The sequence below is a fragment of the Bacteroides intestinalis genome, assembly GCF_003464595.1.
Classification (GTDB): domain Bacteria; phylum Bacteroidota; class Bacteroidia; order Bacteroidales; family Bacteroidaceae; genus Bacteroides; species Bacteroides intestinalis_A.
The window spans coordinates 79983-103916 of record NZ_QRZF01000019.1; the positions used below are offsets into that span (position 1 = coordinate 79983).

The window sequence follows — 23934 nt, forward strand, 5'->3', positions numbered from 1 at the left end:
GGACGAATTTGGACTTTTTCATTGATGAGGAAGACGTATATTTGCATACTAATTTTAAATCTATATATAGAATATCATGAACAACCTTCAATCCATTGTATCCCATTTTAATACGAAGGGTACAGTTAATGAAATCCAGCCTTTAGGCAGCGGGCTGATTAACGACACGTATAAAGTGACTACTCTTGAAGCAGATGCCCCCGACTATGTATTGCAACGTGTGAACCATGCTATTTTCCAGAATGTGGAGATGTTGCAGGCGAACATTGAAGCCGTAACCCGGCATATCCGCAAAAAGCTTGTGGAACAAGGTGCGGATGATATAGATCGTAAAGTGCTCTCTTTTATTCCTGCCGATACCGGAAAAACGTATTGGTACGATGGTGAAAACTATTGGCGTATCATGACATTCATTCCTAATGCAAAGACTTATGAGACGGTGGATGCAGAATATTCTTATTATGCCGGTGTAGCTTTTGGTAATTTCCAGGCAATGCTTGCGGATATTCCTGATGAGCTGGGAGAGACTATTCCTGATTTTCACAATATGGAGTTTCGTCTGAAACAACTTCGTGATGCGGTGGCTGCGGATGTGGTTGGCCGGGTGAAAGAAGTGCAGTACTATCTGGATGAGATAGAAAAACGTGCTGAGGAGATGTGCAAAGGTGAACGCTTGTATCGCGAAGGCAAATTGCCAAAACGTGTATGTCATTGCGATACGAAGGTGAATAATATGATGTTTGATGAAGAGGGCAAGGTGCTCTGCGTCATTGATCTTGATACGGTGATGCCTAACTTTATCTTCTCTGATTTCGGCGATTTCCTTCGTTCTGCAGCCAATACAGGTGCCGAGGATGATGAGAATCTGGATAATGTGAATTTCAATATGGAGATATTCAAGGCGTTTGCAAAAGGTTACCTGGAATCTGCGAAAGTCTTCCTGCTTCCGATAGAGGTTGAGAATCTGCCGTATGCAGCTGCATTATTCCCCTATATGCAGTGCGTTCGTTTCCTGGCGGATTATATTAATGGTGACACTTATTATAAAACTAAATATCCTGAGCATAATCTTGTACGTACAAAAGCGCAGTTCAAACTGTTGCAGAGTGTGGAAGAACATACACCGGAAATGCAGGAGTTTATAAAGGAGTCATTGGTATAAGGTCTGTTCATAACGGGAAAGAAAGGAAACCAGTTGATAAGTTGACAAGGGAACAAGGGGCTGCGCAATGCTTCTGTGCCGCATGGAACCTTGTCCCCTTGTCCCCTTGTTAACTCGTCAACTTTCCCTCAAAACCCATCCGCAATGAGTTGTTTTAATGTAATCAAAATATGAATAAAAAAAACTCTGCATGCTTGGTGTTGGAATCAGCAGTCTTGTTAATAGCTCTGCTCTGTGTTTTCCCCTTGTCTGCAACTAACCCCCAAAAGAAAGAAATGAAAGAGTTGAATGTAAAAAAAGTAAGTCTGGCTAATGTAGCAGTAGAGAATATTCCTGCTTTGTTGGATAAAGAAAAGGTGGCTTTTCAGTCGATCAATACGGTGAATTGGAAAGCATTCCCTTATCAGCCGGAGGTGCAGTTTCGTATAGCTCATACGGATGATGCGATTTTGGTTCATTACAAAGTAAAAGAAGCCAGTGTGCGTGCTGTAGCTGCCGGAGATAACGGTGCAGTATGGGAAGATGCTTGTGTAGAGTTCTTTTCTATCCCTGCAGGAGATGGAATTTATTATAATGTGGAATGTAACTGTGCCGGAACTCTCCTGATTGGTGCCGGTGCCGGACGTGAAAACCGTGAACATGCCCCGCAAGAAGTGATGGACAAAGTGCAACGCTGGTCTTCTTTGGGACGCCAGTCTTTTGAGGAGCGTGTGGGAGAGTGTAACTGGGAACTGGCATTGGTTATTCCATACTCTGCTTTTTTCAAGCATCAGATCACCAGTCTTGACGGAAAGACGGTTCGTGCCAATTTCTATAAATGTGGTGATAAACTACAAACGCCTCACTTCCTTTCTTGGAATCCTATTGGTCTGGAAAAGCCTAATTTTCACTGTCCCGAATTCTTCGGCACATTGAACTTTGAGTAATTATTTCCAGTCTTTCAAATTATAACTTGCTTCTACCGCCCTTTCTATATCATCGGGAAGGGCGGGGAAGAAGTCTATCCCTGTGATCCGCTCCACTTCGTCCACAGTGTTTACATAAGAGTCCAGCGGATTGTTCCCTTCATTATTTTTATAGATAAAGCCGATGGCTTTCGGTTTCTTGTGCAGAGAAAGTATCACCTTAAAGAAAGCATCCGGTACGGCAACTTTATGCTCGCCTATGGTTTGTGGCTTCCGGTCATAGAAGATAGGACCGGCTACAATGTAAAGGCAACTGTCTTTTCTCACCCACTTGCGGCATTTCTGTTCCAGCTCGTTCCAGTCGCCCCGGTTTAGATTGTGGTGCTGGGGGCAGATGTTAGTCATGTAGAAGCTCTCTATCATGGCTTCACGATCCCATTTGTTATCACCTGCCGGACAAAGATGCCCACGATCCCAACCACTACCTTTATAGTCTTGTGTGGTGACTGCTTTGCTCTTGGGCAGATCAGGGTCGGGGCGGAAGTTATTGATTCGCTCGGTATTTTCTTTTAAACGTTCGGGAGTCAGTTTCCAGGCTACCCAGTTTGCTATACGGGTGTTGGAGTTATAGGATACGAGGTATCCGGTGCGCTGCAGAAGTATTTCGGGAGTACTTGGGGCAGTTGTTTGCTTGATGTATATATCGGAATTTTGGGGAGTACTCTGAACGATGATTTCTGTCTGCTTAGGGCCGGTAGTCTTTTCTTTAGAATTCGTTGTCTGATAAGCGGTAACGATGCCGCATATGATCAGGACAATCAGGAGCACCAGTTGTTTCTTGCTATTCGTTTGTTTCTTCTTCTTTTTTCTCATAATTGAACGGGTAAGATGGTGCAAAGATAACAAAAAAGGCGGACGAGTAAACCCGACCGCCTTCTGAATAAGGAGTATTCTTTTATTTTACAATGCCTTTAGACTCGCGTACGAAGTTAAGGATATTGTGTATTTCGTCACTCATCGGCACTTGGTCTTCAATCTTTTGCAAAGCATCCTGTATGCTGAAGTTACCTTGGTAAATCAGACGGTAAGCATTTACGATATGACGCAGAATGCGGTCTGTTACCTGATGCTTGTGCTGTAGCACAACAGCATTAATGCCATGATAACCGGCCGGATTACCATTCATGATCACATAAGGAGGAACGTCTTTCGCAATGCGGCATCCTGACTGGATCAATACCCAGCTTCCGATGTGGCATTGTTGTTGCAAAATGACGTTACTACTCAGAATGGTGTAGTCACTGATGCGACAATCACCGGCTACAATAGTCTTAAGTCCCAGTACGCAGTGGTTACCTACCTGCACGTCATGACAAAGGTGTACACCATCCATCAGAAAGTTCTCGTTTCCGATACGTGTAGCATCTCCTTCATGTGTAGCGCGGCTCACAACTACATTTTCGCGAATGTCGTTCTGGTCACCGATGATCAGCAGACTCTTCTCACCCGTATAATGGAAATCCTGCGGGACGGTACCGAGTACGGCGCCATGATGCACTTTGTTCTTTTGCCCCAGGCGTGTACCGTCGAGGATACGCGCACCGGACATGATAATACAGTCATCTCCAATCTCTACATCGCCTTCGATATATGCAAAAGGCTGGACCGTTACATTCTTGCCGAGCTTTGCGGCAGGATCTACAAATGCTAATGGACTTATCATGTTTTTCAATCTTGAATTATGAATTATGAATGATGAATTAGCTATGCAGTATCATAGCGCAGCCAATTCATAATTCATAATTCATCATTTATAATTAATTAATTCTTCCTTCCTCCTCCGAGCGCTTGGTACAGGCTGATAACAGCTTGCATGCGGTCGAAAGTGTCGGATACCTCGGACGTTTGTGCACTGAGATAAGATTGCTCAGCAGACAGAACTTCCAGATACGTTGACGTGCCTAAGTTAAACAATTCTTTTGTATCTTCCGCAGCTTTGCGGGCAGAATTTACCTGAATCTCACGGGAAACGGCCTTTTCGGAGGTCATTTGATATTGATACAAGGCATTGCTCACTTCATTTCCTGCTTTCAGCAAAGTGGTCTGGAACTGGATTTTGGATTGCTCTTCCTGTGCTTTGGCCTGTTTCAGACGGGCGATATTAGCACCGCGATAGAACAACGGTTGTGTTAACGATCCTATAGCGGAAGCCAGTAACTTGCCCGGATTCACAATTGCAGAACCTGCACTGTTAGTCCATCCTGCCGAACCACTCAAGGTAATCTGCGGATAGAAAGCTGCACGTGCGCTGTTAGTATCGTAATAACTTGCAGCAAGAGACATTTCGGCAGCCTTTACATCGGGGCGGTTAGACAACAGTTGCAAAGGAATACCGGCTGAGAATTCTGTCGGTAATTGTTGGCCTTCCAGTACACCACGTTCTATTTCTTGTGCCGGCTGATTCAGCATCAGGCAAAGAGCGTTTTCTGTTTCGCGAATGCTTTGACGCATGCCGGGCAGAGATGCCAATACTTGTGCGTAAGCTGCACGGGTTTGTTCTACTCCGGCAGAAGTCGTATTGTATATGCCTGCGTCCTTCATTGCTTCTACGGTTTCCACATTCTTTTTCAGGATATCGGCTGTGGATTCTGTAATCTGCAACTGGCGGTCGAGCATCAACAATGTGTAGTACATATTGGCTACATTGGCGATTACCTGAGTTTGAACAGCTTGTTCATAGAACTGTGTCTGTTTCAGAGATACCTGTGCACCACGTTTCGGGTTTAGTATCTGACCGAACAGGTCAATCTGCCAGCTTGCTGTAACAGGAAGCGAATAGGTCTGTGTAGCTTTTCCCTTATCCCAACTGCTAACGGTTCCCTGCGGAGACAATGCCAGCGTGGGAGCATAAGCCAGACGTGCAGACATAAGGGCAGCTTCTGCTTTCTTCACATTCAAAGCGGCGCTACGCAAATCGGGGTTATTAGCAAGTGCTTGTTCGATGAGCGCTTGTAACTGAGGATCGGTGAATACTTCCCTCCAAGGCAGGTTACCGAAGTTTGCTGTATCCGCAGCAAGTGTATCGTTCACAACTGTTGTGTCGCGATACAGTCCGGCAGCCGTAATATCTTCGGGTCTGTCGTATGATTTGTAGATGTGGCAGCTGCTCAGAAGAGCAGTTGCACACATCAAAGTTATAATCTGTTTCTTCATAATCTTTCTATATTAATGAAGAATGGTGAACGAAGTCCTCCATTCTTCATTCTTAATTTACTTCGTGTATTGCTCAATTTCAGGTTCTGCGTCAGAGTTATCCACATCTGTCCATTCCATCGGTTTAATCTTCTCCTGCAGGTATTGGAATGCAACGAACAGGGCCGGTACAATAAATATCTGCAGAATCATACCGATTAACATACCACCGATGGCAGAAGTACCCAGCGTACGGTTACCATTAGCACCTGCACCGGATGCCAGCATTAACGGAATCAAACCGACAATCATGGCCAGTGATGTCATCAAGATAGGACGCAGACGGGCTGCGGCACCCAGTACGGCTGCCCACGTTATACTCATACCCATCTTACGACGGTCGAGAGCAAACTCAATAATCAAGATGGCATTCTTCGCCAACAGACCCATCAACATGATCAATGCAATCTGCATATAAATGTCGTTGGACATGGACCCCATTATCATTTTCAGAATGGAGATATTACCAATGGCACTCATACCGTTGACGAACAGGAAGCTACCCAACAGACCGAACGGAATAGATAAAAGTACGGCAAGCGGCAGGATATAACTTTCATACTGTGCACTCAGCAACAGGTAAACGAATACGAAGCAGAGTACGAAGATTAATCCTGTGGTACTACCACTGGTTTCGGCCTCTTCACGTGCCATACCTCCCAATTCGTAAGCGAAACCGGCAGGCAGGTTCTCTTTGGCAACCTCGGCGATAGCAGCCAGTGCCTGACCGGAAGTATATCCGGAAGCAGGAGCAACCATCACCTTCATAGAGGTATACAGGTTGAAACGACTGATAATGTCAGGTCCGTATACCTTCTTGATGGAAACGAACTGAGTAATCGGGGCCATTTCATCGCCGTTGCGCACCTTGATGCTGGACAATGATTCCAGATTCTTGGTTGCTTCGGGTTCTGCCTGAACCATAACACGGTACATTTTACCGAAACTGTTGAAATTAGAAGCATACAGACCTCCGAAGTATCCCTGCATCGTGCTGAGGATGTCGCTCGGACTGATACCTGCCTTTTTACAGGCGGCAGCGTCGATGTCCAGCATATATTGCGGGAAGCTCGGATTGAACGTAGTCTTTGCCGAGTTGATTTCCGGGCGTGCTTCCAATGCGGCATTGTAGGATTTCACTACATCGAAGAAGTGGTTCAGATCACCACCGGTCTTATCCTGCATGTTCAACTCGATGTCGCTGGATGCAGAGTAACCCGAAATCATAGGAGGAGCGAAGAACAATACCTGCGCTTCCTTGATAATCTTCTGTGCACGCATAAAGAGCGTGATGTAGACGATGTTTGAATTCTGCATTGTGGAACGTTCGTCCCAGTTTTTCAGCTTGATGATGATAGAACCGTAAGAAGGTCCCTGTCCGCCGATGAAGCTGTAACCGGAAATCACGGTACGGGATGCAACAGCAGGCTCGGCAGCTACAAGGCTGTCCACACGGTGCAGTACCTCTTGTGCGCGTTCCTGTGAAGTACCCGGAGGCAGAGTTACTACACCCATGATGGTACCCGTATCTTCATTAGGCACCATACCCGTCGGAGTGATCTTCATGAAGAAAATCAGTAATACGATGGAACCGGCTACAAGGCCGAAACTCAACCATTTCTTCTGGATGAAGAACAATACATTCTTCTTATATTTCTTCAGCAACTTGTCGTAAGCCACATTGAAGCCTGTATGGAAGCGGCTGATGAAGGTCGATTTCTTTTCGCCATGTTCATCATGCGGTTTCAGGAAGATGGCACACAATGCCGGACTCAACGTCAAAGCGTTCAATGCGGAGAAACCGATAGCGATAGCCATCGTCAGACCGAACTGCCGGTAGAATATACCTGCCGTACCACCCATGAAACTTACAGGAATAAATACAGACATCATGACCAGCGTAATAGAAACGATAGCACCACCCAATTCACTCATGGCATCGATGGAAGCGGCACGGGCAGACTTATACCCCTGGTCCAACTTCGCATGGACGCCCTCGACGACGACTATGGCGTCGTCGACCACTATCGCAATGGCGAGCACCATGGCCGAAAGAGTCAGCAAGTTGATACTGAAGCCGATTAGTTTCAGTACGAAGAATGTTGCAATCAATGCTACCGGAATAGCGATGGCGGGAATCAACGTAGAACGGAAGTCCTGCAAGAAGACATATACCACGATGAACACAAGGATAAAAGCCTCGATCAGTGTCTTGATTACCTCATGAATAGAGGCGAACAGGAAGTCGTTGGCACTCTGTGCAATATTGATATGCAAGCCTGCGGGCAGTTTATCGGAATAGTCATTCAGCAATGTCTCTAGGTCACTGATGGTTTGTGTAGCATTACTACCAGCCATCTGGAACACGATACAACTGACGGCCTTGTGACCGTTTACAGTATTATTGAAACTATAGGTCAGACGTCCCAACTCGATTTCAGCGATATCTTTCAGGCGGAGTACTTCTCCGTTTTCCATTGCTTTGATAACGATATTCTCAAATTCTTCCGACTGTTGCAGACGTCCTTTGTAACGTATTGTATATTGGAATGTTTGGTTACCACGTTCACCAAACTGTCCGGGGGCAGCCTCGATATTCTGCTCTGCCAAAGCTGCCGCTACGTCATTAGGTATCAGTTTATACTGAGCCATCACGTCAGGCTTCAGCCAGATACGCATGGAGTAGTCGGTACCCAACACCATCGCGTCACCTACACCGGCAACACGTTTTACTTCAGGGATAAGGTTGATGTTGGCATAGTTTTCCAGGAACTCGATGTTGTATTGGTCTGTCTCATCATAAATAGAGAATACCATCAACATGGAAGTCTGTCTCTTTTGTGTAGTCACACCTACCTTGGTTACTTCGGCGGGTAGCAGACCTTGTGCCATAGATACACGGTTCTGTACGTTTACGGCAGCCATATCCGGGTTGGTTCCCTGCTTGAAGTAAACGGAAATATCGGCAGAACCACTGTTGGTGGCATTGGAAGTCATGTACATCATGTTCTCTACACCGTTGATCTGGTCTTCCAGCGGTGCAATAACGGAGTTCAACACCGTTTGGGCGTTGGCACCCGTATAGGTGGCGCGCACCGATACGGTTGGCGGTGCAATGTCCGGGTATTGGGTAATAGGCAGGGTTGCCAGACCAATAAGACCCAAGATTACTATCAGTACGGAGATTACCGTAGATAGTACCGGACGATTAATAAATCTATCTAATTTCATGCTTATTTAGTGATTAGGGGTTGGTGATTAGTGATAAGTACCTGCGGTATAATAGCGCAGCCGCTAATCGCTAATCATTAACCGTTAAACGTTAATTGAACGCAGTTTGGATATTACCTTCTTTCTGGTCTTTCAATGCTTTCTGATATTCAGCTTCTTTCTCTGCAGGAGTGATAGGAGTGATAGATGCTCCGTCTCTCAGGTTCTGCACACCTTCCATTACTACTTTGTCACCAGCTTTCAAGCCTTCGGTTACATAGTAATATTTACCGTCGTTCAGCTTGAACACTTGCACTTCTGTATTTTTCAATGTGTTGTCAGGCTGCACTACGAATACGAATTTCTTATCCTGTATTTCAGTAGTGGCAGATTGCGGTATCATGATAACGTTTGTTATCGGGTTGGGGAATACTACATTACCTGTACTTCCGCTGCGCAGAACATTACGTTTGTTGGGAAAGAGGGCACGCATAGTTACAGAACCTGTTTTCTGTTCAATTACACCACTGATCGTTTCTACACGTCCGCTGTCGGCATACATGGTTCCGTCGATGAGTTGCAACTGTACGTCCGGCATCTTTTCCAGAATTTCCTTGGTGCTGCCACCCTCGCGTATTTGTGAAAGTAGTTGTCTTTCAGTCATGGAGAAGTAAGCATACATTTCAGAAATATCGGCAACAGTAGTCAGCGGAGTAGTAACGGAAGGGCTCACCAAACTACCTACACGGTAGGGGATGCTACCTACTACGCCGTCGCTGGGGCTGGTTACACTGGTATACGACAGATTGTTTTTGGCGTTTACTAATTGTGCTTCAGCTTGTGCCAATTGTGCTTTTGTTTGTGCCAGCTGATTCTCAGCCATCTGCAAGTCATAATTGCTGATGATGTTTTTTTTGTTTAATTCACGCTTGTTGTTTACGGTAAGTTCTTGCGTGTTTACGGCAGCTTTAGCTGTTTCAACAGCAGCTTTGGCTGAATTCACGGCAGCCTGATACTGTACGGGATCGATGCTGAACAGCACTTGTCCTTTACGTACTACTGAACCTTCGTCTACATGTAATTTGGTGATGAAACCGCTTACCATGGGGCGGATTTCGACATCTTGTTTACCTCTGATTGTAGCCGGATAACTGTTTGTTAGGTTAGCAGTGGTCGTTTCCACTGTAATCACTGCAAATTCGGGTACTTTACCCGTAGTTTTGTCACTCTGTCCGCAACTGAACAGTGACAGGCAACATGCCAATAAAATCAATCTACTCTTCATACTTGTAATTATTCTCTGTCTTTTGGTTTATTTTTTCATCTTGGTAAATACAGGCTTTTTCTGTCTTGTCATAGTTGGATTATGCGGAGAACAAAGGGGAAAACTAAAAGCACTCTTCCGGTTTTCCGGCTGCAAAATTATCTATTTTTGAACAGATTAGTTCTATTTGCGTCTATTTTTAACTATGTTTTATACATATATTATATATAGGGCGCTTTTCTGCCTGTATAAAGTGCTCTATTCCACTGTTTATATTTGATTACTGAGTCTTAAATCTTCCAAATATAAAATTTTATGGCTTTAGAAATGGAACAATAAACCTTGGTAGGTGAAGCATTAAGACTTGCTCCATCGGAATTATTGTTAAGATTCTTATGCTTTAATGAAGCAGGGAAGCAGAGTTATGATGAATGTCTGCCCGATAGAGATGTTGCGGGCTGAACCTTTCCTCTATCTCATATGTTTTAACTATCTTCTTGCTCTTTTTTGATTAAAATACTGTAAAGCATACTGCTTATTAAGGGATAACCTTTATTTTTGCAGCATGTTACGTAACAAATATTCAAATATGAAATCTCTTTTCAATCGTTTGGCAGGTGTTGCCATCGTTGCTGCCGTGCTTTATTCCTGCGCCAGCATCGGTCGTCCGGAGGGTGGTGCTATTGATGAAACTCCCCCCCGCTTTGTGGGTAGTACGCCTTTGCCTGGTGCGCTCAATAATAGCCGGAAGAAGATAACGATTGAATTCGATGAATTCATCAAGCTTGATAAACCGGGTGAGAAGATTGTGATTTCTCCTCCACAGGTGCAGCAGCCGGAAATAAAATCCAATGGAAAAAAGGTGGTGATCACCTTGAAAGATAGCCTTAAGCCGAATATGACTTATTCGATAGACTTTGCGGATGCTATTCAGGACAACAATGAAGGTAATCCGCTACCTGATTTCGGATTTACTTTCTCTACCGGTTCTGTAATTGACTCGATGGCGGTATCCGGCACCGTATTGAATGCATTCAATCTGGAACCGGTGAAAGGTATGCTGGTAGGTATGCATTCCAATCTGGCGGATTCAGCCTTTACAACGTTACCTTTCGAACGTGTAGGTCGCACCGATAGCCGCGGACGTTTTACGATTCGAGGTGTCGCTCCGGGTGAATACCGTATCTATGGATTGCAGGATGCCGACCAGAACTTCTACTATAGCCAGCCCACCGAGGTGATTGCTTTCGAAGACTCTCTGATTATTCCTTCTATGGATCAGCGGATGCGCTTTGACACACTCTGGAAAGACTCTTTGACGATAGATACGATTATGGAGAAGATGTATACCCATTATTCTCCGGATGATGTTATATTGCGCTGTTTCAAGGAACTTACTTTATCGCAGCGTCTTATTAAGAGTGAGCGGCCCGAACCTCGGAAGTTCTCCTTCTATTTTTCGGCTCCGGCAGACAGCTTACCATTGTTGAAGGGGCTGAATTTCGATGAAACCGATGCTTTTATCGTGGAGAAACCTACCGGACGCATCGATACGCTGCAATACTGGATAAGGGATTCCTTGGTTTATCAGATGGATACCCTGAAGATGAGCCTTACCTACCTTTATACGGATACCCTCAATCAGCTGGTTCCCCGTACAGATACGCTGAAGCTCGTGTCGAAGCTTAGACCCAAATCCGAGAAAGAACTGGAGAAAGAACGCGAGAAGAAAGAGAAAGAGCTTGAAAAGGCCAAAAAGAAAGCCGAAAAGGAAGGCAAGGAGTATGTAGAACCGACGGTATTCTTGCCCGTCGATGTATATGCGCCGGGTACGATGGATATTTATGATTATATTTCCCTTACGTTCACTGAACCGCTGGCAAGTGTTGCTGATAGCACAATTCATCTGAAACAGAAGATAGACAGCTTGTGGCGTGATGTTCCTTTTGACTTTATTCCGGACTCATTGAACCTGATGCGTTACAATGTATATGCGGATTGGGAACCCGGTGAAAGTTATACCTTTGAGGTGGATTCTACGGCTTTCCAAGGAATATACGGCCTTTTCACCGATAAGGTAAAGAAAGAATTCAAGGTGAAGAAGCCTGAGGAATATGGACAGATATTTTTTGATGTGAGCGGTGCGGACTCGCTGGCATTTGTTGACTTGCTGGATGCACAGGACAAGGTGGTGCGTACAGTGCCAGTCGTCAATGGCAGGGCGGATTTTTACTTCCTGAATCCAGGTAAATATAGTGCACGCCTCATTAATGACAGGAATGGAAACGGTGTATGGGACACCGGAAAATATGAAGATAAACGGCAACCGGAAGAAGTGTATTATTACTATCAGGTGTTAGAGCTGAAAGCTAATTTTGACCTGACGCAGAGCTGGAATATACATGATAGGCCACTGGATAAACAGAAACCGGGAGAACTCAAAAAACAAAAACCAGATGAAGACAAGAAAAAGAAAAACCAGAATAACCGCAATTCCGGCAATCGCCGGTAAACGCGGATGGGTATTCTGCCTATTGGGAGCCCTGTTACTTACTATTGCTACACCTGCCAAAGCACAATGTACGGCAGAAAACACCGCTTTTCAATCCGGTGAGCATGTGATGTATGATTTATATTTTAACTGGAAGTTTATTTGGAAGAAGGTAGGGCTGGCAAGCCTGACAACTTTCTCCACAACTTATCAGTCGAAACCAGCCTACCGTTTCAACTTGCTTTCGGTGGGTAGTAAAAAGACGGACTTCTTTTTTAAGATGCGTGATACGCTGACATGCTATGTCAGTGAGAAACTGGAACCGCTTTATTTCCGTAAGGCAGCCGAAGAGGGTGACCGCTATACGGTAGATGAGGCATGGTTTTCCTATAAGGATGGTGTATCCAACGTAAAACAGAGGCGTATCTGGCACAATCCGGTCCGCGATCCGCAAGAGATGGAATACAGTGACAGCCGTTGTATCTTCGATATGCTGAGTATTCTGGCGCAGGCACGTTCTTACGATCCGGCAGATTATAAAATAGGCGACCGCATCCTGTTTCCTATGGCTACCGGACGCAAGGTAGAAGAACAAACGCTGATTTATCGTGGAAAAGAGGAAGTGAAAGCCAATAATGATACGATTTACCGTTGCCTTGTATTCTCTTTTGTAGAATATAAGAAGGGAAAAGAAAAAGAGGTGATTACTTTCTTTATCTCAGATGATAAGAATCATCTTCCAATCCGTTTGGATATGTATCTCAATTTCGGTTCGGCAAAGGCATTCTTTAAGAGTGTACAGGGGAATCGCTATCCGATGACTTCGGCTGTAAGGAAGAAATGAGGGGTTAGTGATTAGTGATTAGTAGGCTGCGCTATCCGCACGGTGCTAATCACTAACCCCTAATCACTAATAAAACGGTAGCGGATCGCCTTTTCGGAATACGCTGGATTCAAACGTAGCAATCAGCTTTCCATCTTGGTTGGTGATGTCTATCTGATAATATCCGGTAGTACGTCCGATGTATCGTTCGCGTGCTTCGGCATACAACGTATCGCCCGGACCACTGGCACGCAAAAAGGTAATATTGGAAGAAAGGGAGAATGCCAGTGAGCCATGAGAATTGGCTGCGGCAGCCAGTGCCAGGTCGGCAAGGGTGAAAATAGCGCCTCCTTGTGTGCGATGCCCTGCATTGAGGTGATTTTCTGTGATAACAAGGCGTGCTTTACTATATCCTTCGCGCACTTCCAGCAATTCTACACCGGTTTGTTCTGCAAAGAGATCTTTCTTGAAAAATTCTTGTGGAGTCATGTTTTCGATATGATTAAAAAGTTCAATCTGTATGATTTATGCGCAAATGTAACAATTTTGCCCTTTTCCTGTATAATTTAGGAGGGTCTTTTCTATAAACCTGCGCTACATTTGCTGACGAAAGAATATGAAACTTTAATAAATAAATCATTATTATGAAAACAATCCTCACGACATTGGGAGTATCTCTCCTTGTTTTGGTGGGTTGCACAGGTCAGAAGCAGGCCGAAAGCAACTTTATCCAAGAGAATATTGATAATGCGGTGGCACAAGAGACCATTCAGACCGACATTATTGAGAAATCAGGGAAAATTCTGAATCCAAGAACCATTAACAAAGACGGTAGCATTGTATATGTACCCATTGATGACTGGTGTTCCGGTTTCTTTCCCGGTAATATCTGGTATACCTATGAACTGACAGGTGACAAGAAATGGTTGCCATTGGCTGAAAAGTATACTGAAGCGCTGGATTCTGTACAATACCTGACCTGGCATCATGATGTAGGCTTTATGGTTGGTAGTAGTTACCTGAACGGATACCGCTTTGCTAATAAAGAGGAATATAAGCCTGTGATTATCCAGACAGCAAAATCCCTTTCCACTCGTTTCCGTCCGGGAGCAGGAGTACTTCAATCCTGGGATGCAGATAAAGGCTGGCAGGCACAGCGTGGCTGGAAATGTCCGGTTATCATAGATAATATGATGAATCTGGAACTATTATTCGAAGCTTCCAAACTTTCAGGGGACTCTACTTACTATAACATTGCCGTGAAACATGCTGATACAACCATGAAGAATCATTTCCGTGACGATAATAGTTGTTATCATGTAGTGGACTATGATCCTGTAACCGGTGAGGTGCGTAAGAGACAAACTGCGCAGGGCTATGCTGATGAGTCTGCTTGGGCACGCGGACAAGCTTGGGCTATCTATGGGTATACCATGTGTTACCGCTATACTCATGATCAGAAGTATCTGGATATGGCTGAGAAGATTTATAACTTTATCTTTAATAATCCGAACCTGCCGGAAGACCTTGTACCTTATTGGGATTTCGATGCTCCTAATATTCCGAATGAACCGCGTGACGTTTCTGCAGCATCTTGTACAGCATCTGCTCTATATGAACTGAGTACGTATATTCCCGGTAAAAACTATAAGGAAACAGCAGATAAGATTATGGAAAACCTTGGTTCTCCGGCTTACCGTGCTGAAGTGGGTACTAATGGCAACTTCATCCTGATGCACTCTGTAGGTAGTATTCCTCATGGTGCTGAAATTGATGTTCCATTGAACTATGCAGACTATTATTTCCTGGAAGGAATCATGCGTAAAAGAGACTTAGAAAAATGATAATCAATCGGTTTAGTTTGTTTTTGGGAGGCTTGGGCCTGTTTGCCTTGCAAGGCTGCAAAACTCAGCAAGAAGAGCAGGCACAACTTCCAAATGTTATTTATGTCTTCCCCGACCAATACCGCAATCAGGCAATGGAGTTTTGGGGACAAGACGGGTTCCGCGATAAGGTAAACTTCCGCAATGACCCGGTGCATACACCTAACCTGAATGGCTTTGCCCGTGAAGCGCTGGTGTTGAGTTCCGCCCAGAGTAACTGTCCGTTGAGTAGCCCTCACCGTGGTATGTTGTTGACGGGTATGTATCCCAATAAAAGTGGGATTCCTTTAAATTGTAATTCAAACCGCCCTATCAGTTCCCTGCGTACTGATGTGGATTGCATAAGCGATGTGTTCAATAAGTCCGGGTATGACTGTGCTTACTTTGGTAAGTTGCATGCTGATTTTCCTACACCGAACGATCCGCAACGCCCCGGTCATTATGTAGAAGAACGTGTACCTGCCTGGGATGCTTATACGCCGAAAGAACGCCGTCACGGTTTCAATTACTGGTACTCTTATGGTACTTTCGATGAACATAAGAATCCTCGTTACTGGGATAAGGATGGAATTCGTCACGATCCGAAAGAATGGTCACCGTTGCACGAGTCCAAGATGGTAGTTTCTTATCTGAAGAACGAAGGGAATGTGCGCGATCCAAAGAAACCATTCTTTATAATGGTAGGTATGAATCCGCCTCACAGCCCGTACCGTTCATTGGACGACTGTATGGAAGAAGATTTCAACCTGTACAAAGACCAACCTTTGGATAGCCTTCTGATTCGTCCCAATGCAGACAGGAAACGTGAGAAGGCAGAGAGCGTACGTTATTACTTTGCTTCTGTTACCGGTGTAGACCGTGCTTTTGGTCAAATACTGGAAACACTGAAAGAGCAAGGACTGGATAAGAATACGATTGTAATCTTTGCTTCCGATCATGGTGAAACCATGTGTAGCCAGTTTACTGATGACCCGAAGAACTCTCCTTATTCCGAATCTATGAACATACCGTTCCTGGTACGTTATCCCGGTCATATACAGCCGCGTGTAGATAATCTTCTGATGTCTGCACCGGATATCATGCCGACTGTCCTGGGGTTGTGTGGTTTGGGTGATTCTATTCCGACCAATGTGCAAGGACGTAACTGGGCACCACTTTTCTTCGATGAAAAGGCGGAAATTGAACGTCCCTGTGGTGCTTTGTATATTCAGAATTTGGATGGAGATAAAGATGCGGATGGTAAGGTGCAAACTTACTTCCCTTCTTCAAGAGGATATAAGACAGCACGTTATACTTTGGCTTTCTATATCGATAAGAAAGATCGTAAGTTGCAGAAGAGCCTGCTGTTTGATGATGAAAAAGATCCTTACCAGATGAATAATCTTCCATTGGAAGAAAATAAAGAGATCGTTGCAGAGCTTTGCCGTGAAATGGGCAAGGAATTGAAAGCAATAGATGATCCCTGGTATAAGGAGCGTATTCTTTCCGACATGATACCTTACTAAAACTCTCTTTTTTAAATGGAACTGCCTTCCTCGATTCTACAGAATCAGAGGGAGGCAGCTTTTTTTATAGGGCAGTGGAATTTACTTATTCAGTTTCCACTCAGAACCGTCTTTACCGTCTTTAATTTCAAAGCCGAGGGCTGTAAGTTCATTGCGAATCTTGTCGGAGGTAGCCCAGTCCTTATTGGCTTTCGCCATCATGCGCTGTTCCAGCAACATGTCTACTACTTTTCCGAAAGCAACTTCACGTTCTTCATTGGAATCGTTTTCTTCCTTCAATCCCAGAATATCGAAACAGAAGAGATGGAATGTCTCTTTCAGGTCTTTCAAGTCTTCGGCAGTAATGGTATCATTACCTGCAATGATATTGTTAATCATTCTGGCTCCATCGAAGAGGTGAGCAATGACTATCGGAGTATTCAGATCATCATTCATGGCTTCATAACACTTTTCACGCACAGCTTTCACATCTACGCTGGATGTAGCAGACGGGATGATTTTTTCCAGTCCGTTTACGGCATCCATCATTCGGCCCAACCCTTTTTCTGCAGCTTGCAGAGCTTCGTTGCTGAAGTCTACCGTACTGCGGTAGTGAGCTTGCAGGATGAAGAAGCGGATGGTCATCGGGCTGTAAGCCTGTGTCAGCAACTTGTGTGTGCCGTTGAAGAACTCATCCAGATTGATGAAGTTACCATATGATTTACCCATCTTCTGTCCGTTGATGGTAATCATGTTGTTGTGCATCCAGTAGTGTACCATGTCATTGCCCTGTGATGCTACCGATTGTGCAATCTCACATTCATGATGAGGGAAAATCAAGTCCATACCACCGCCGTGAATGTCGAAATGCTCACCGAGATATTTCTTACCCATGGCTGTACATTCGGCATGCCATCCCGGGAAACCGTTGCTCCACGGAGAAGGCCAACGCATGATGTGTTCCGGTTGGGCGCATTTCCACAAAGCGAAGTCGGCCGGATTATGCTTTTCTGCTTGTCCGTCCAGCTCGCGGGTGGTGTTCAGTACATCATCCAGGTTGCGACCGGAAAGCTTTCCGTAATGATAATCCTTGTTATATTTCTCAACGTCGAAGTAAACGGAACCTTCACTGACATATGCATATCCGTTCTTCAGGATTTCTTTCACCAATTCTATTTGCTCGATGATATGTCCTGAAGCATGCGGCTCAATGCTGGGAGAAAGTACGTTTAACGCTTCCATAGCCTTATGGTAGCGGTTGATGTAGTATTGCGCTACTTCCATCGGCTCCAGTTGCTCCAGTCGTGCTTTCTTGGCTATTTTGTCTTCTCCGTCGTCTGCATCATGCTCCAGATGGCCTACATCGGTGATATTGCGTACATAGCGCACCTTATATCCCAGATGGGTAAGGTAGCGGAAAAGTAAATCGAAAGTAATGGCAGGACGTGCATGTCCCAAATGCGCGTCACCGTAAACGGTAGGACCGCAGACATACATACCTACATGTGGAGCGTGCAATGGCACGAATAGCTCCTTTTTCCTATCTAAGGTGTTGTAAATTGTCAGTTGATGTTCCATAACGTTTGATTTTTAGTTTTTTTAAAAGCACAAAGTTACAACAATTTCATAAGATAATAAGTTCTTTCATTCTTTTTTCTTACTGACAGCTAAGAGGGAAGCGGCTATCGGATGAATTTATTCCTCCTCCTCAGGGTCAGGGTCTTGTAGTTGGAAACGTTCTGTCAGATAGAGTAGTGTCTCTGCGGCTTGCTTAACTTCCGCCTGAGAGGGGATAGGGCGGCTATTGAATGCGAATAGCATATATTTCGGCCCCATAGCAAAGGAGGCGAATAGCTTTCCTTCAAGGAATCCTTTTATTTCTTCAAATAGTTCATCCGTAGTCCGTTGTTGTTTGTCCTGATAAGGTAATAAGAGTATGAGATCGCCTTTTGCTACTGCCACTGTTGTAGTCTTTTCCTTCTCTTCGAACATAGCGTGAAACTCTTTTTTATGGTAGTGCAAGGTATAAGATACCGGGGAAGTACGTTTTACATCTTCTGCTTCGGGAAGGGAGGCTATGAACTTTTGTAAAAGGGAATTAATCTTTCGGAGGTTTTTATACCATCCGAAATAAGCTAACCCCCAAGTGAGGGGAACGACAAATATTGCCGGACAAGCCATTGAGAAGATGATTACATCGAACAAGGTCGTTGCCTGTTCTGTAGTTCCGGACAGGATGTCAGCTATGAACTTGATTAACCCGAATACTAATATAACGAGACTTGCCATAGCGCTAAGACTGAGTGAAAGCATCAGTACGTCTCGTGTCATTTGCCAAAGGTTGGAGTAGACACGTTGCCCTTCCATATCATTTTTTAGTAGTGAGAGGGATTTTTTCCAGGTGATATGATCACAGATGTAGTAGTTCATTAGCGTTGTTGTCTTTTTAAAGATAACAAATGTAGTGATTTTCTTTTTCCTTTGTTATTTTTGCACCCATGAAATCAAAGAAACGTGTATTACTGGGTATGAGTGGAGGTACGGACAGCTCCGTTGCCGCCATGTTATTGCAGGAAGCCGGTTATGAAGTTACCGGTGTCACGTTTCGTTTCTATGATTCGGAAGGCTTTGAGGAGTCGCTGGATGATGCCCGTACTCTTGCTTCCCGCCTGAATATCCCGCATATCATTCATGATGCCCGCGAATTATTCCGTGAACGTATAATCCGTTACTTTATAGATGAATATCTTTCTGCCCGTACTCCTGTTCCTTGCACGCTCTGTAATAATGAACTGAAGTGGCCGTTACTGGCAAAGATAGCCGATGAAATGGGTGTTTATTGGATTTCAACCGGACACTATGTTCGCAAGGTCTTTCAAGATAACCATTATTTTATAGCTCCGGCTGCCGACCGGGATAAGGATCAGACTTTCTTTCTTTGGGGGCTAAAACAGGATATTCTGGAACGTATGATTCTTCCAATGGGAGATTGGACTAAAGATAAAGTCCGTACTTATGCTGCCGGACGAGGCTTTGAACGAGCGGCAACAAAGAAAGATAGTCTTGGAGTTTGCTTTTGCCCAATGGATTACCGCTCTTTTCTACAACGTGAAGTTCCGCAGGAGCTTTTGCCGGAGAAAGGGCGATTTCTCGATGAAAGCGGTACTTTTTTAGGATGGCATGAAGGATATCCTTTCTACACAATCGGTCAGCGCCGAGGATTGGGTATCCATATGAATCGGGCTGTCTTCGTGAAAGAGATACGTAAAGCATCGAATGAGGTGATACTTGCTCCCCTTGTTTCCCTTTATAAAGAAGAAATGTTGCTGAAGGATTGGAACATTGTGGATGCTTCACGCTTACTAAATTCCCGGAACGCCATCGTTAGAATTCGCTACCGTAAACAAGCCAATCATTGTACAGTCCGTATTACTGGGGAGAATCTTCTCCATGTGCAACTGCATGAACCGTTGGAATCTATAGCTTCCGGACAAGCTGCCGCTTTTTATGATGAGGTTGGTCTACTGTTGGGAGGAGGGATCATCATATAATCCTTATACCGTCATTCTTTTATTTATTCCTGAACAAAAAATAGTTTACGCTGTTTGAAATAGAAAGACGTCTATTTTTTACGAAACAATTAAAACGAATAACAGTATGAAACGTATATATTTGATGATACTATTTGCCGCCTTGGCAACGATCGTCTCTGCCCAAACGGACGATAAAGGATACAAAGAAGGAGCATGGGTACTGAAAGGTGTGACAGGTGTGAACATGTCGCAAACTGCTATGACAAACTGGTCGGCTGGTGGTGAGAACTCTGTAGCCGGGAATGCTTACCTGAATGGTTCGCTGACGCATAAGAGCGGAGACTGGCTGTGGGTAACGAATCTGGTGCTGGATTATGGTCTGTCGAAGACCAAATCTCAGGGGATGAGAAAGAGTACTGATAAGATTGGATTATCTACCCAGTTGGGATATGCAGCCACCAAAGTTTGGTACTATACGCTTATGGCTGACTTGAATACTCAGTTTGCCAAAGGTTATAATTATCCGGATAAGAGTCACTATATCTCCAATTTCTTCGCTCCCGCTTATTCCAATGTCGCTTTAGGTATGGAATATAGACCGAAGAGTAACTATTCTATTTTCCTTTCACCGGCTTCTACCAAGATGACCTTTGTGTGCGATGATTATCTATCAGATTTAGGTTCCTTTGGAGTTGATCCGGGTGACCACTTTAAGATTGAAGCCGGTGCTTTTCTGAAAGCTCGTGCAGAATTGCCTGTCATGGAGAATGTAAACCTGATTACTACGGCTGACTTCTTTACTCCTTATAATAAAGACTTTGGCAATGTAGATGTAAACTGGGATGTACTTATCAGCATGAAGATTAATAAAGTACTTTCGGCAACTCTGAACATGACTTTAAAGTATGATAATGATGTGAAAACCTTTACTGATGAGGGCGTTGAAAGAGGTCCAAAAGTACAATTCAAAGAGATACTGGGTGTTGGATTGGCTTATAATTTCTGATTGCCTGGGACAACTGTCTGTTTCTCCTGCTGAAACAAAATGTTTCATTACTTGAAACTGTTTGTTTCTCGGTGTGAAACTACTTGTTTCCCGTAATGAAACTGTTTGTTTCAAGGTATGAAACAATAAATAGGAAAGGCCGTACTGAGAGATTAGTACGGCCTTTCCTATTTATTGTATTACTTTATAATTTTATTTGTTCAGTTCTAACATCTCCTCGATATATACCCTTGTATTGCTAAGGCGCGGTACTTTATGTTGTCCGCCCAGCTTTCCTTTTTGGGCGAGCCAATCGTGGAACAAGTCTTTACGAGCTATAATTACTTCAAGGGGTTGCAGAGCGATATTCTTTTGCCGTTTAGCTTCGTAATCGGAGTTGACTTCTTTCAATGTATCATCCAGTATCTTGGCAAAATTCTCCACGCTATCCGGCATCTGGGCAAACTCAATCAACCATTGATGGCGGCATTTGGCCTTGGCGTCCATAAATACAGGAGCAGCCGAATAATCAGAAATCAATGCTCCGGTTGCTTCACAAGCTTTAGCTAACCCTCTTTCTGCATTATCCACAATCAATTCTTCACCGAAGGCATTGATGAAATGCTTGGTACGTCCGGTGATGACGAACTTATATGGGTCTTTCTGCGTGAATTTTACAGTATCCCCAATCATATAGCGCCACAATCCTGCAGAAGTAGAAATGACCAGTGCATAATTCTTGTCTACTTCGACTTCCTCCAGACAATAGATGCGGGGATTCTCTTTTTCCACATCTTCCAATGGAATAAATTCGTAGAAAATACCATAGTCAATCATCAACAGCATAGCCGGATCATTCGGATCGTTCTGTGTGCCGAAATATCCTTCGGAAGCATTGTACGTTTCTACGTAATGCATCTTGGGCGAGCGGATTACTTCTTTGTATTGTTCGCGGTAAGGTGTAAAAGCAACACCTCCATGGAAGAAGACTTCCAGGTTGGGCCATATTTCTTCCAGAGATTCCTTGCCAGTCTTTTCAAGAATACGCTTGATGAGTACCAACATCCACGAAGGAACACCGGAGAGGCTGGTTACATCCTTTGAAACAGCACTGTTGGCAATAGCTTCTATTTTCTTTTCAAAGTCACTCATGAGAGCGATCTTCTTGCTTGGAACGCGAACGCAGTTTACTAATGGATGTATATTTTGAATCAGAATAGCGGAAAGGTCGCCCACGAGCCCATGTCTGGAATTGAGATTGGGGCTATGGCTTCCACCTAAAATCAGACCTTGTCCGGAGAAGAAACGGCTGTCGGGGTTCTGTGCCAGATAAAGAGTAACTGCATCTTTGCCACCTTGATAGTGTGTATCGTTCAGTGCCTCTTTGCTGACGGGCAGGAATTTGCTTTTATCGTTTGTAGTACCCGAAGACTTGGCAAACCAGCGTATCTCTGATGGCCAGAGCAGGTTTTGTTCTCCTGCACGCAGGCGTTCCACATACGGCTTTACTTCTTCGTAAGTCTGTATGGGCAGTCTGTTTCTAAAGTCTTCATAAGTATGAATGCTTTTATAATCATATTTTTTTCCCCATTCTGTATTTTCGGCCATACGCACCAGACGGTTCAACACTTGGTGCTGCAGCTCTTCTGCACGGTTGGCATATAAGTCGATTCTTTTCAGGCGAGGGGTAAAATACACCTTATTCAGCAATGTTGTGATATTCATCTCTCTTAGTTAAAACTATTTTGTAGCGCAAAAATAATCTTATTTATTGGCTTCTCTATCTTTTTTCTCTTTTTTTTCTATCTTTACGGATGTATTCAGTTGACAAGATAACAAGTTGACCAGTTGACAAGAGGAATAGACAACTTTCCTTGTGTCCTGAAACCTCGTTAACTTGTTCCCTAAAAAAAGAATTGTTATGAGAATCGGAATTTTGACTTCGGGGGGCGATTGTCCCGGCATTAATGCCACCATTCGTGGAGTATGCAAGACTGCAATCAATCATTATGGAATGGAAGTAATAGGCATTCATAGCGGCTTTCAAGGATTGCTGACTAAAGATGTGGAGTCGTTTACCGATAAGTCTTTGTCTGGTCTATTGAACCAGGGTGGAACGATGCTGGGTACTTCCCGTGAAAAGCCTTTCAAGAAGAATGGTGTGATGTCCGATGTGAATAAACCGGCACTTATTGAACAGAACGTTAAAGAGTTAGGACTGGATTGCGTGGTCTGTATCGGTGGTAATGGTACGCAGAAGACTGCTGCGAAACTGGCTGCCATGGGGCTGAATATTGTATCCGTACCCAAGACAATTGATAATGATATTTGGGGGACAGATTTCTCTTTTGGATTTGATTCTGCTGTGAGCATTGCTACGGATGCCATCGACCGGTTGCACTCTACCGCCAGTTCGCACAAACGGGTGATGGTGATTGAAGTGATGGGACATAAAGCAGGTTGGATTGCACTTTATTCCGGTATGGCAGGTGGTGGAGATGTGATCCTGATACCTGAGATTCCTTATAATATACATAATATAGGTGAAACTATTCTGAATCGCCTGAAGAAAGGAAAACCTTATTCCATTGTAGTGGTTGCCGAAGGCATACAGACGGATGGACGGAAACGTGCCGCCGAGTACATTGCTCAGGAGATAGAGTACGAGACGGGTATTGAAACCCGTGAAACGGTGCTTGGCTATATTCAACGTGGAGGTTCACCTACACCTTTCGACCGAAATCTGTCTACTCGCATGGGCGGACATGCCACAGAACTAATAGCTACAGAGCAATTCGGTAGAATGATCACATTGAAAGGGGATGAAATATCTTCTGCACCTCTGGAAGAGATAGCCGGAAAGCTGAAGTTGGTAACAGAAGATAACGACCTTGTGGTTCAAGGACGACGGATGGGAATCTGCTTTGGTTGAAATACGGGCG

At 44.3% G+C, this 23934-nt stretch carries 18 protein-coding genes; 9 read left to right on the plus strand and 9 right to left on the minus strand.

From position 1 onward, the window contains the following. The first annotated feature begins 76 nt into the window (after positions 1-76). A complete protein-coding gene (locus tag DWW10_RS20460) occupies positions 77-1162 on the plus strand; it encodes a phosphotransferase enzyme family protein (protein WP_022393260.1) in 1086 nt (361 codons plus the stop codon). A gap of 170 nt (positions 1163-1332) precedes the next feature. Further along, positions 1333-2088, plus strand: coding sequence for a carbohydrate-binding family 9-like protein (locus tag DWW10_RS20465; RefSeq protein ID WP_022393261.1), 756 nt, complete (start codon positions 1333-1335; stop codon positions 2086-2088). Here DWW10_RS20465 and DWW10_RS20470 read toward each other — a convergent pair whose 3' ends face one another. The 5 genes from DWW10_RS20470 to DWW10_RS20490 all read right to left on the minus strand — a co-directional run bounded on the left by DWW10_RS20470 (position 2089) and on the right by DWW10_RS20490 (position 9814). Continuing rightward, positions 2089-2940: a DNA/RNA non-specific endonuclease gene (locus DWW10_RS20470; RefSeq protein WP_022393262.1), complete on the minus strand. Its 852-nt coding sequence runs from the start codon at positions 2938-2940 to the stop codon at positions 2089-2091. Between the two features lie 82 nt (positions 2941-3022). Next, positions 3023-3790, minus strand: coding sequence for an acyl-ACP--UDP-N-acetylglucosamine O-acyltransferase (gene lpxA / locus DWW10_RS20475; RefSeq protein WP_022393263.1), 768 nt, complete (start codon positions 3788-3790; stop codon positions 3023-3025). A gap of 98 nt (positions 3791-3888) precedes the next feature. After that, positions 3889-5280, minus strand: coding sequence for a TolC family protein (locus tag DWW10_RS20480; RefSeq protein WP_022393264.1), 1392 nt, complete (start codon positions 5278-5280; stop codon positions 3889-3891). A gap of 57 nt (positions 5281-5337) precedes the next feature. Continuing rightward, positions 5338-8550, minus strand: a complete 3213-nt coding sequence (locus tag DWW10_RS20485; RefSeq protein WP_022393265.1) for an efflux RND transporter permease subunit — start codon at positions 8548-8550, stop codon at positions 5338-5340. Between the two features lie 91 nt (positions 8551-8641). Further along, positions 8642-9814, minus strand: a complete 1173-nt coding sequence (locus DWW10_RS20490) for an efflux RND transporter periplasmic adaptor subunit (RefSeq protein WP_022393266.1) — start codon at positions 9812-9814, stop codon at positions 8642-8644. Between the two features lie 568 nt (positions 9815-10382). Here DWW10_RS20490 and DWW10_RS20495 point away from each other — a divergent pair. Both DWW10_RS20495 and DWW10_RS20500 read left to right on the plus strand, forming a co-directional pair. Further along, positions 10383-12305: an Ig-like domain-containing domain gene (locus DWW10_RS20495; RefSeq protein WP_022393267.1), complete on the plus strand. Its 1923-nt coding sequence runs from the start codon at positions 10383-10385 to the stop codon at positions 12303-12305. After that, positions 12250-13128, plus strand: a complete 879-nt coding sequence (locus DWW10_RS20500) for a DUF3108 domain-containing protein (protein WP_022393268.1) — start codon at positions 12250-12252, stop codon at positions 13126-13128. The genes DWW10_RS20495 and DWW10_RS20500 overlap by 56 nt, the downstream gene beginning before the upstream one ends. 66 nt (positions 13129-13194) lie before the next feature. On the opposite strand, the gene DWW10_RS20505 is transcribed toward DWW10_RS20500, so the two are convergent. Then, the gene (locus DWW10_RS20505) at positions 13195-13596 is read right to left on the minus strand and encodes a PaaI family thioesterase (protein WP_022393269.1); all 402 of its coding nucleotides are present in this window, start codon (positions 13594-13596) and stop codon (positions 13195-13197) included. 155 nt (positions 13597-13751) lie between these two features. Between DWW10_RS20505 and DWW10_RS20510 the strand changes: the two genes are divergently transcribed. Together DWW10_RS20510 and DWW10_RS20515 are read left to right on the plus strand one after the other, a co-directional pair. Then, positions 13752-14951: a glycoside hydrolase family 88 protein gene (locus tag DWW10_RS20510; RefSeq protein ID WP_022393270.1), complete on the plus strand. Its 1200-nt coding sequence runs from the start codon at positions 13752-13754 to the stop codon at positions 14949-14951. Then, the gene (locus tag DWW10_RS20515) at positions 14948-16495 is read left to right on the plus strand and encodes a sulfatase family protein (protein WP_022393271.1); all 1548 of its coding nucleotides are present in this window, start codon (positions 14948-14950) and stop codon (positions 16493-16495) included. Before DWW10_RS20510 ends, DWW10_RS20515 begins: the two co-directional genes overlap by 4 nt. 81 nt (positions 16496-16576) lie before the next feature. Here the strand turns inward: DWW10_RS20515 and cysS are convergent, their stop codons facing one another. Then, a complete protein-coding gene (cysS, locus tag DWW10_RS20520) occupies positions 16577-18052 on the minus strand; it encodes a cysteine--tRNA ligase (protein ID WP_022393272.1) in 1476 nt (491 codons plus the stop codon). Positions 18053-18169: 117 nt separating this feature from the next. Continuing rightward, entirely contained in the window at positions 18170-18904 is a 735-nt protein-coding gene (locus DWW10_RS20525; RefSeq protein WP_022393273.1) for a hypothetical protein, read from the minus strand. Between the two features lie 68 nt (positions 18905-18972). Here DWW10_RS20525 and mnmA point away from each other — a divergent pair, with 68 nt between their 5' ends. Further along, on the plus strand, positions 18973-20025 hold the full coding sequence (gene mnmA, locus DWW10_RS20530) for a tRNA 2-thiouridine(34) synthase MnmA (RefSeq protein ID WP_022393274.1): 1053 nt from the start codon (positions 18973-18975) through the stop codon (positions 20023-20025). A gap of 106 nt (positions 20026-20131) precedes the next feature. Further along, entirely contained in the window at positions 20132-21013 is an 882-nt protein-coding gene (locus tag DWW10_RS20535) for a DUF3078 domain-containing protein (RefSeq protein ID WP_022393275.1), read from the plus strand. A gap of 192 nt (positions 21014-21205) precedes the next feature. Here the strand turns inward: DWW10_RS20535 and DWW10_RS20545 are convergent, their stop codons facing one another. Continuing rightward, entirely contained in the window at positions 21206-22717 is a 1512-nt protein-coding gene (locus DWW10_RS20545; RefSeq protein ID WP_022393276.1) for a GH3 auxin-responsive promoter family protein, read from the minus strand. Positions 22718-22913: 196 nt separating this feature from the next. Between DWW10_RS20545 and DWW10_RS20555 the strand changes: the two genes are divergently transcribed. After that, positions 22914-23924, plus strand: a complete 1011-nt coding sequence (locus tag DWW10_RS20555) for an ATP-dependent 6-phosphofructokinase (RefSeq protein ID WP_022393277.1) — start codon at positions 22914-22916, stop codon at positions 23922-23924. Positions 23925-23934 lie beyond the last annotated feature (10 nt).

Excerpts from the sequence above, each read along its gene's own strand:
- DWW10_RS20460 (WP_022393260.1), top strand. The coding sequence starts at position 77 with ATGAACAACCTTCAATCCATTGTATCCCATTTTAATACGAAGGGTACA.
- DWW10_RS20465 (WP_022393261.1), top strand. The coding sequence starts at position 1,333 with ATGAATAAAAAAAACTCTGCATGCTTGGTGTTGGAATCAGCAGTCTTG.
- DWW10_RS20470 (WP_022393262.1), bottom strand. The coding sequence starts at position 2,940 with ATGAGAAAAAAGAAGAAGAAACAAACGAATAGCAAGAAACAACTGGTG.
- lpxA (WP_022393263.1), bottom strand. The coding sequence starts at position 3,790 with ATGATAAGTCCATTAGCATTTGTAGATCCTGCCGCAAAGCTCGGCAAG.
- DWW10_RS20480 (WP_022393264.1), bottom strand. The coding sequence starts at position 5,280 with ATGAAGAAACAGATTATAACTTTGATGTGTGCAACTGCTCTTCTGAGC.
- DWW10_RS20485 (WP_022393265.1), bottom strand. The coding sequence starts at position 8,550 with ATGAAATTAGATAGATTTATTAATCGTCCGGTACTATCTACGGTAATC.
- DWW10_RS20490 (WP_022393266.1), bottom strand. The coding sequence starts at position 9,814 with ATGAAGAGTAGATTGATTTTATTGGCATGTTGCCTGTCACTGTTCAGT.
- DWW10_RS20495 (WP_022393267.1), top strand. The coding sequence starts at position 10,383 with ATGAAATCTCTTTTCAATCGTTTGGCAGGTGTTGCCATCGTTGCTGCC.
- DWW10_RS20500 (WP_022393268.1), top strand. The coding sequence starts at position 12,250 with ATGAAGACAAGAAAAAGAAAAACCAGAATAACCGCAATTCCGGCAATC.
- DWW10_RS20505 (WP_022393269.1), bottom strand. The coding sequence starts at position 13,596 with ATGACTCCACAAGAATTTTTCAAGAAAGATCTCTTTGCAGAACAAACC.
- DWW10_RS20510 (WP_022393270.1), top strand. The coding sequence starts at position 13,752 with ATGAAAACAATCCTCACGACATTGGGAGTATCTCTCCTTGTTTTGGTG.
- DWW10_RS20515 (WP_022393271.1), top strand. The coding sequence starts at position 14,948 with ATGATAATCAATCGGTTTAGTTTGTTTTTGGGAGGCTTGGGCCTGTTT.
- cysS (WP_022393272.1), bottom strand. The coding sequence starts at position 18,052 with ATGGAACATCAACTGACAATTTACAACACCTTAGATAGGAAAAAGGAG.
- DWW10_RS20525 (WP_022393273.1), bottom strand. The coding sequence starts at position 18,904 with ATGAACTACTACATCTGTGATCATATCACCTGGAAAAAATCCCTCTCA.
- mnmA (WP_022393274.1), top strand. The coding sequence starts at position 18,973 with ATGAAATCAAAGAAACGTGTATTACTGGGTATGAGTGGAGGTACGGAC.
- DWW10_RS20535 (WP_022393275.1), top strand. The coding sequence starts at position 20,132 with ATGAAACGTATATATTTGATGATACTATTTGCCGCCTTGGCAACGATC.
- DWW10_RS20545 (WP_022393276.1), bottom strand. The coding sequence starts at position 22,717 with ATGAATATCACAACATTGCTGAATAAGGTGTATTTTACCCCTCGCCTG.
- DWW10_RS20555 (WP_022393277.1), top strand. The coding sequence starts at position 22,914 with ATGAGAATCGGAATTTTGACTTCGGGGGGCGATTGTCCCGGCATTAAT.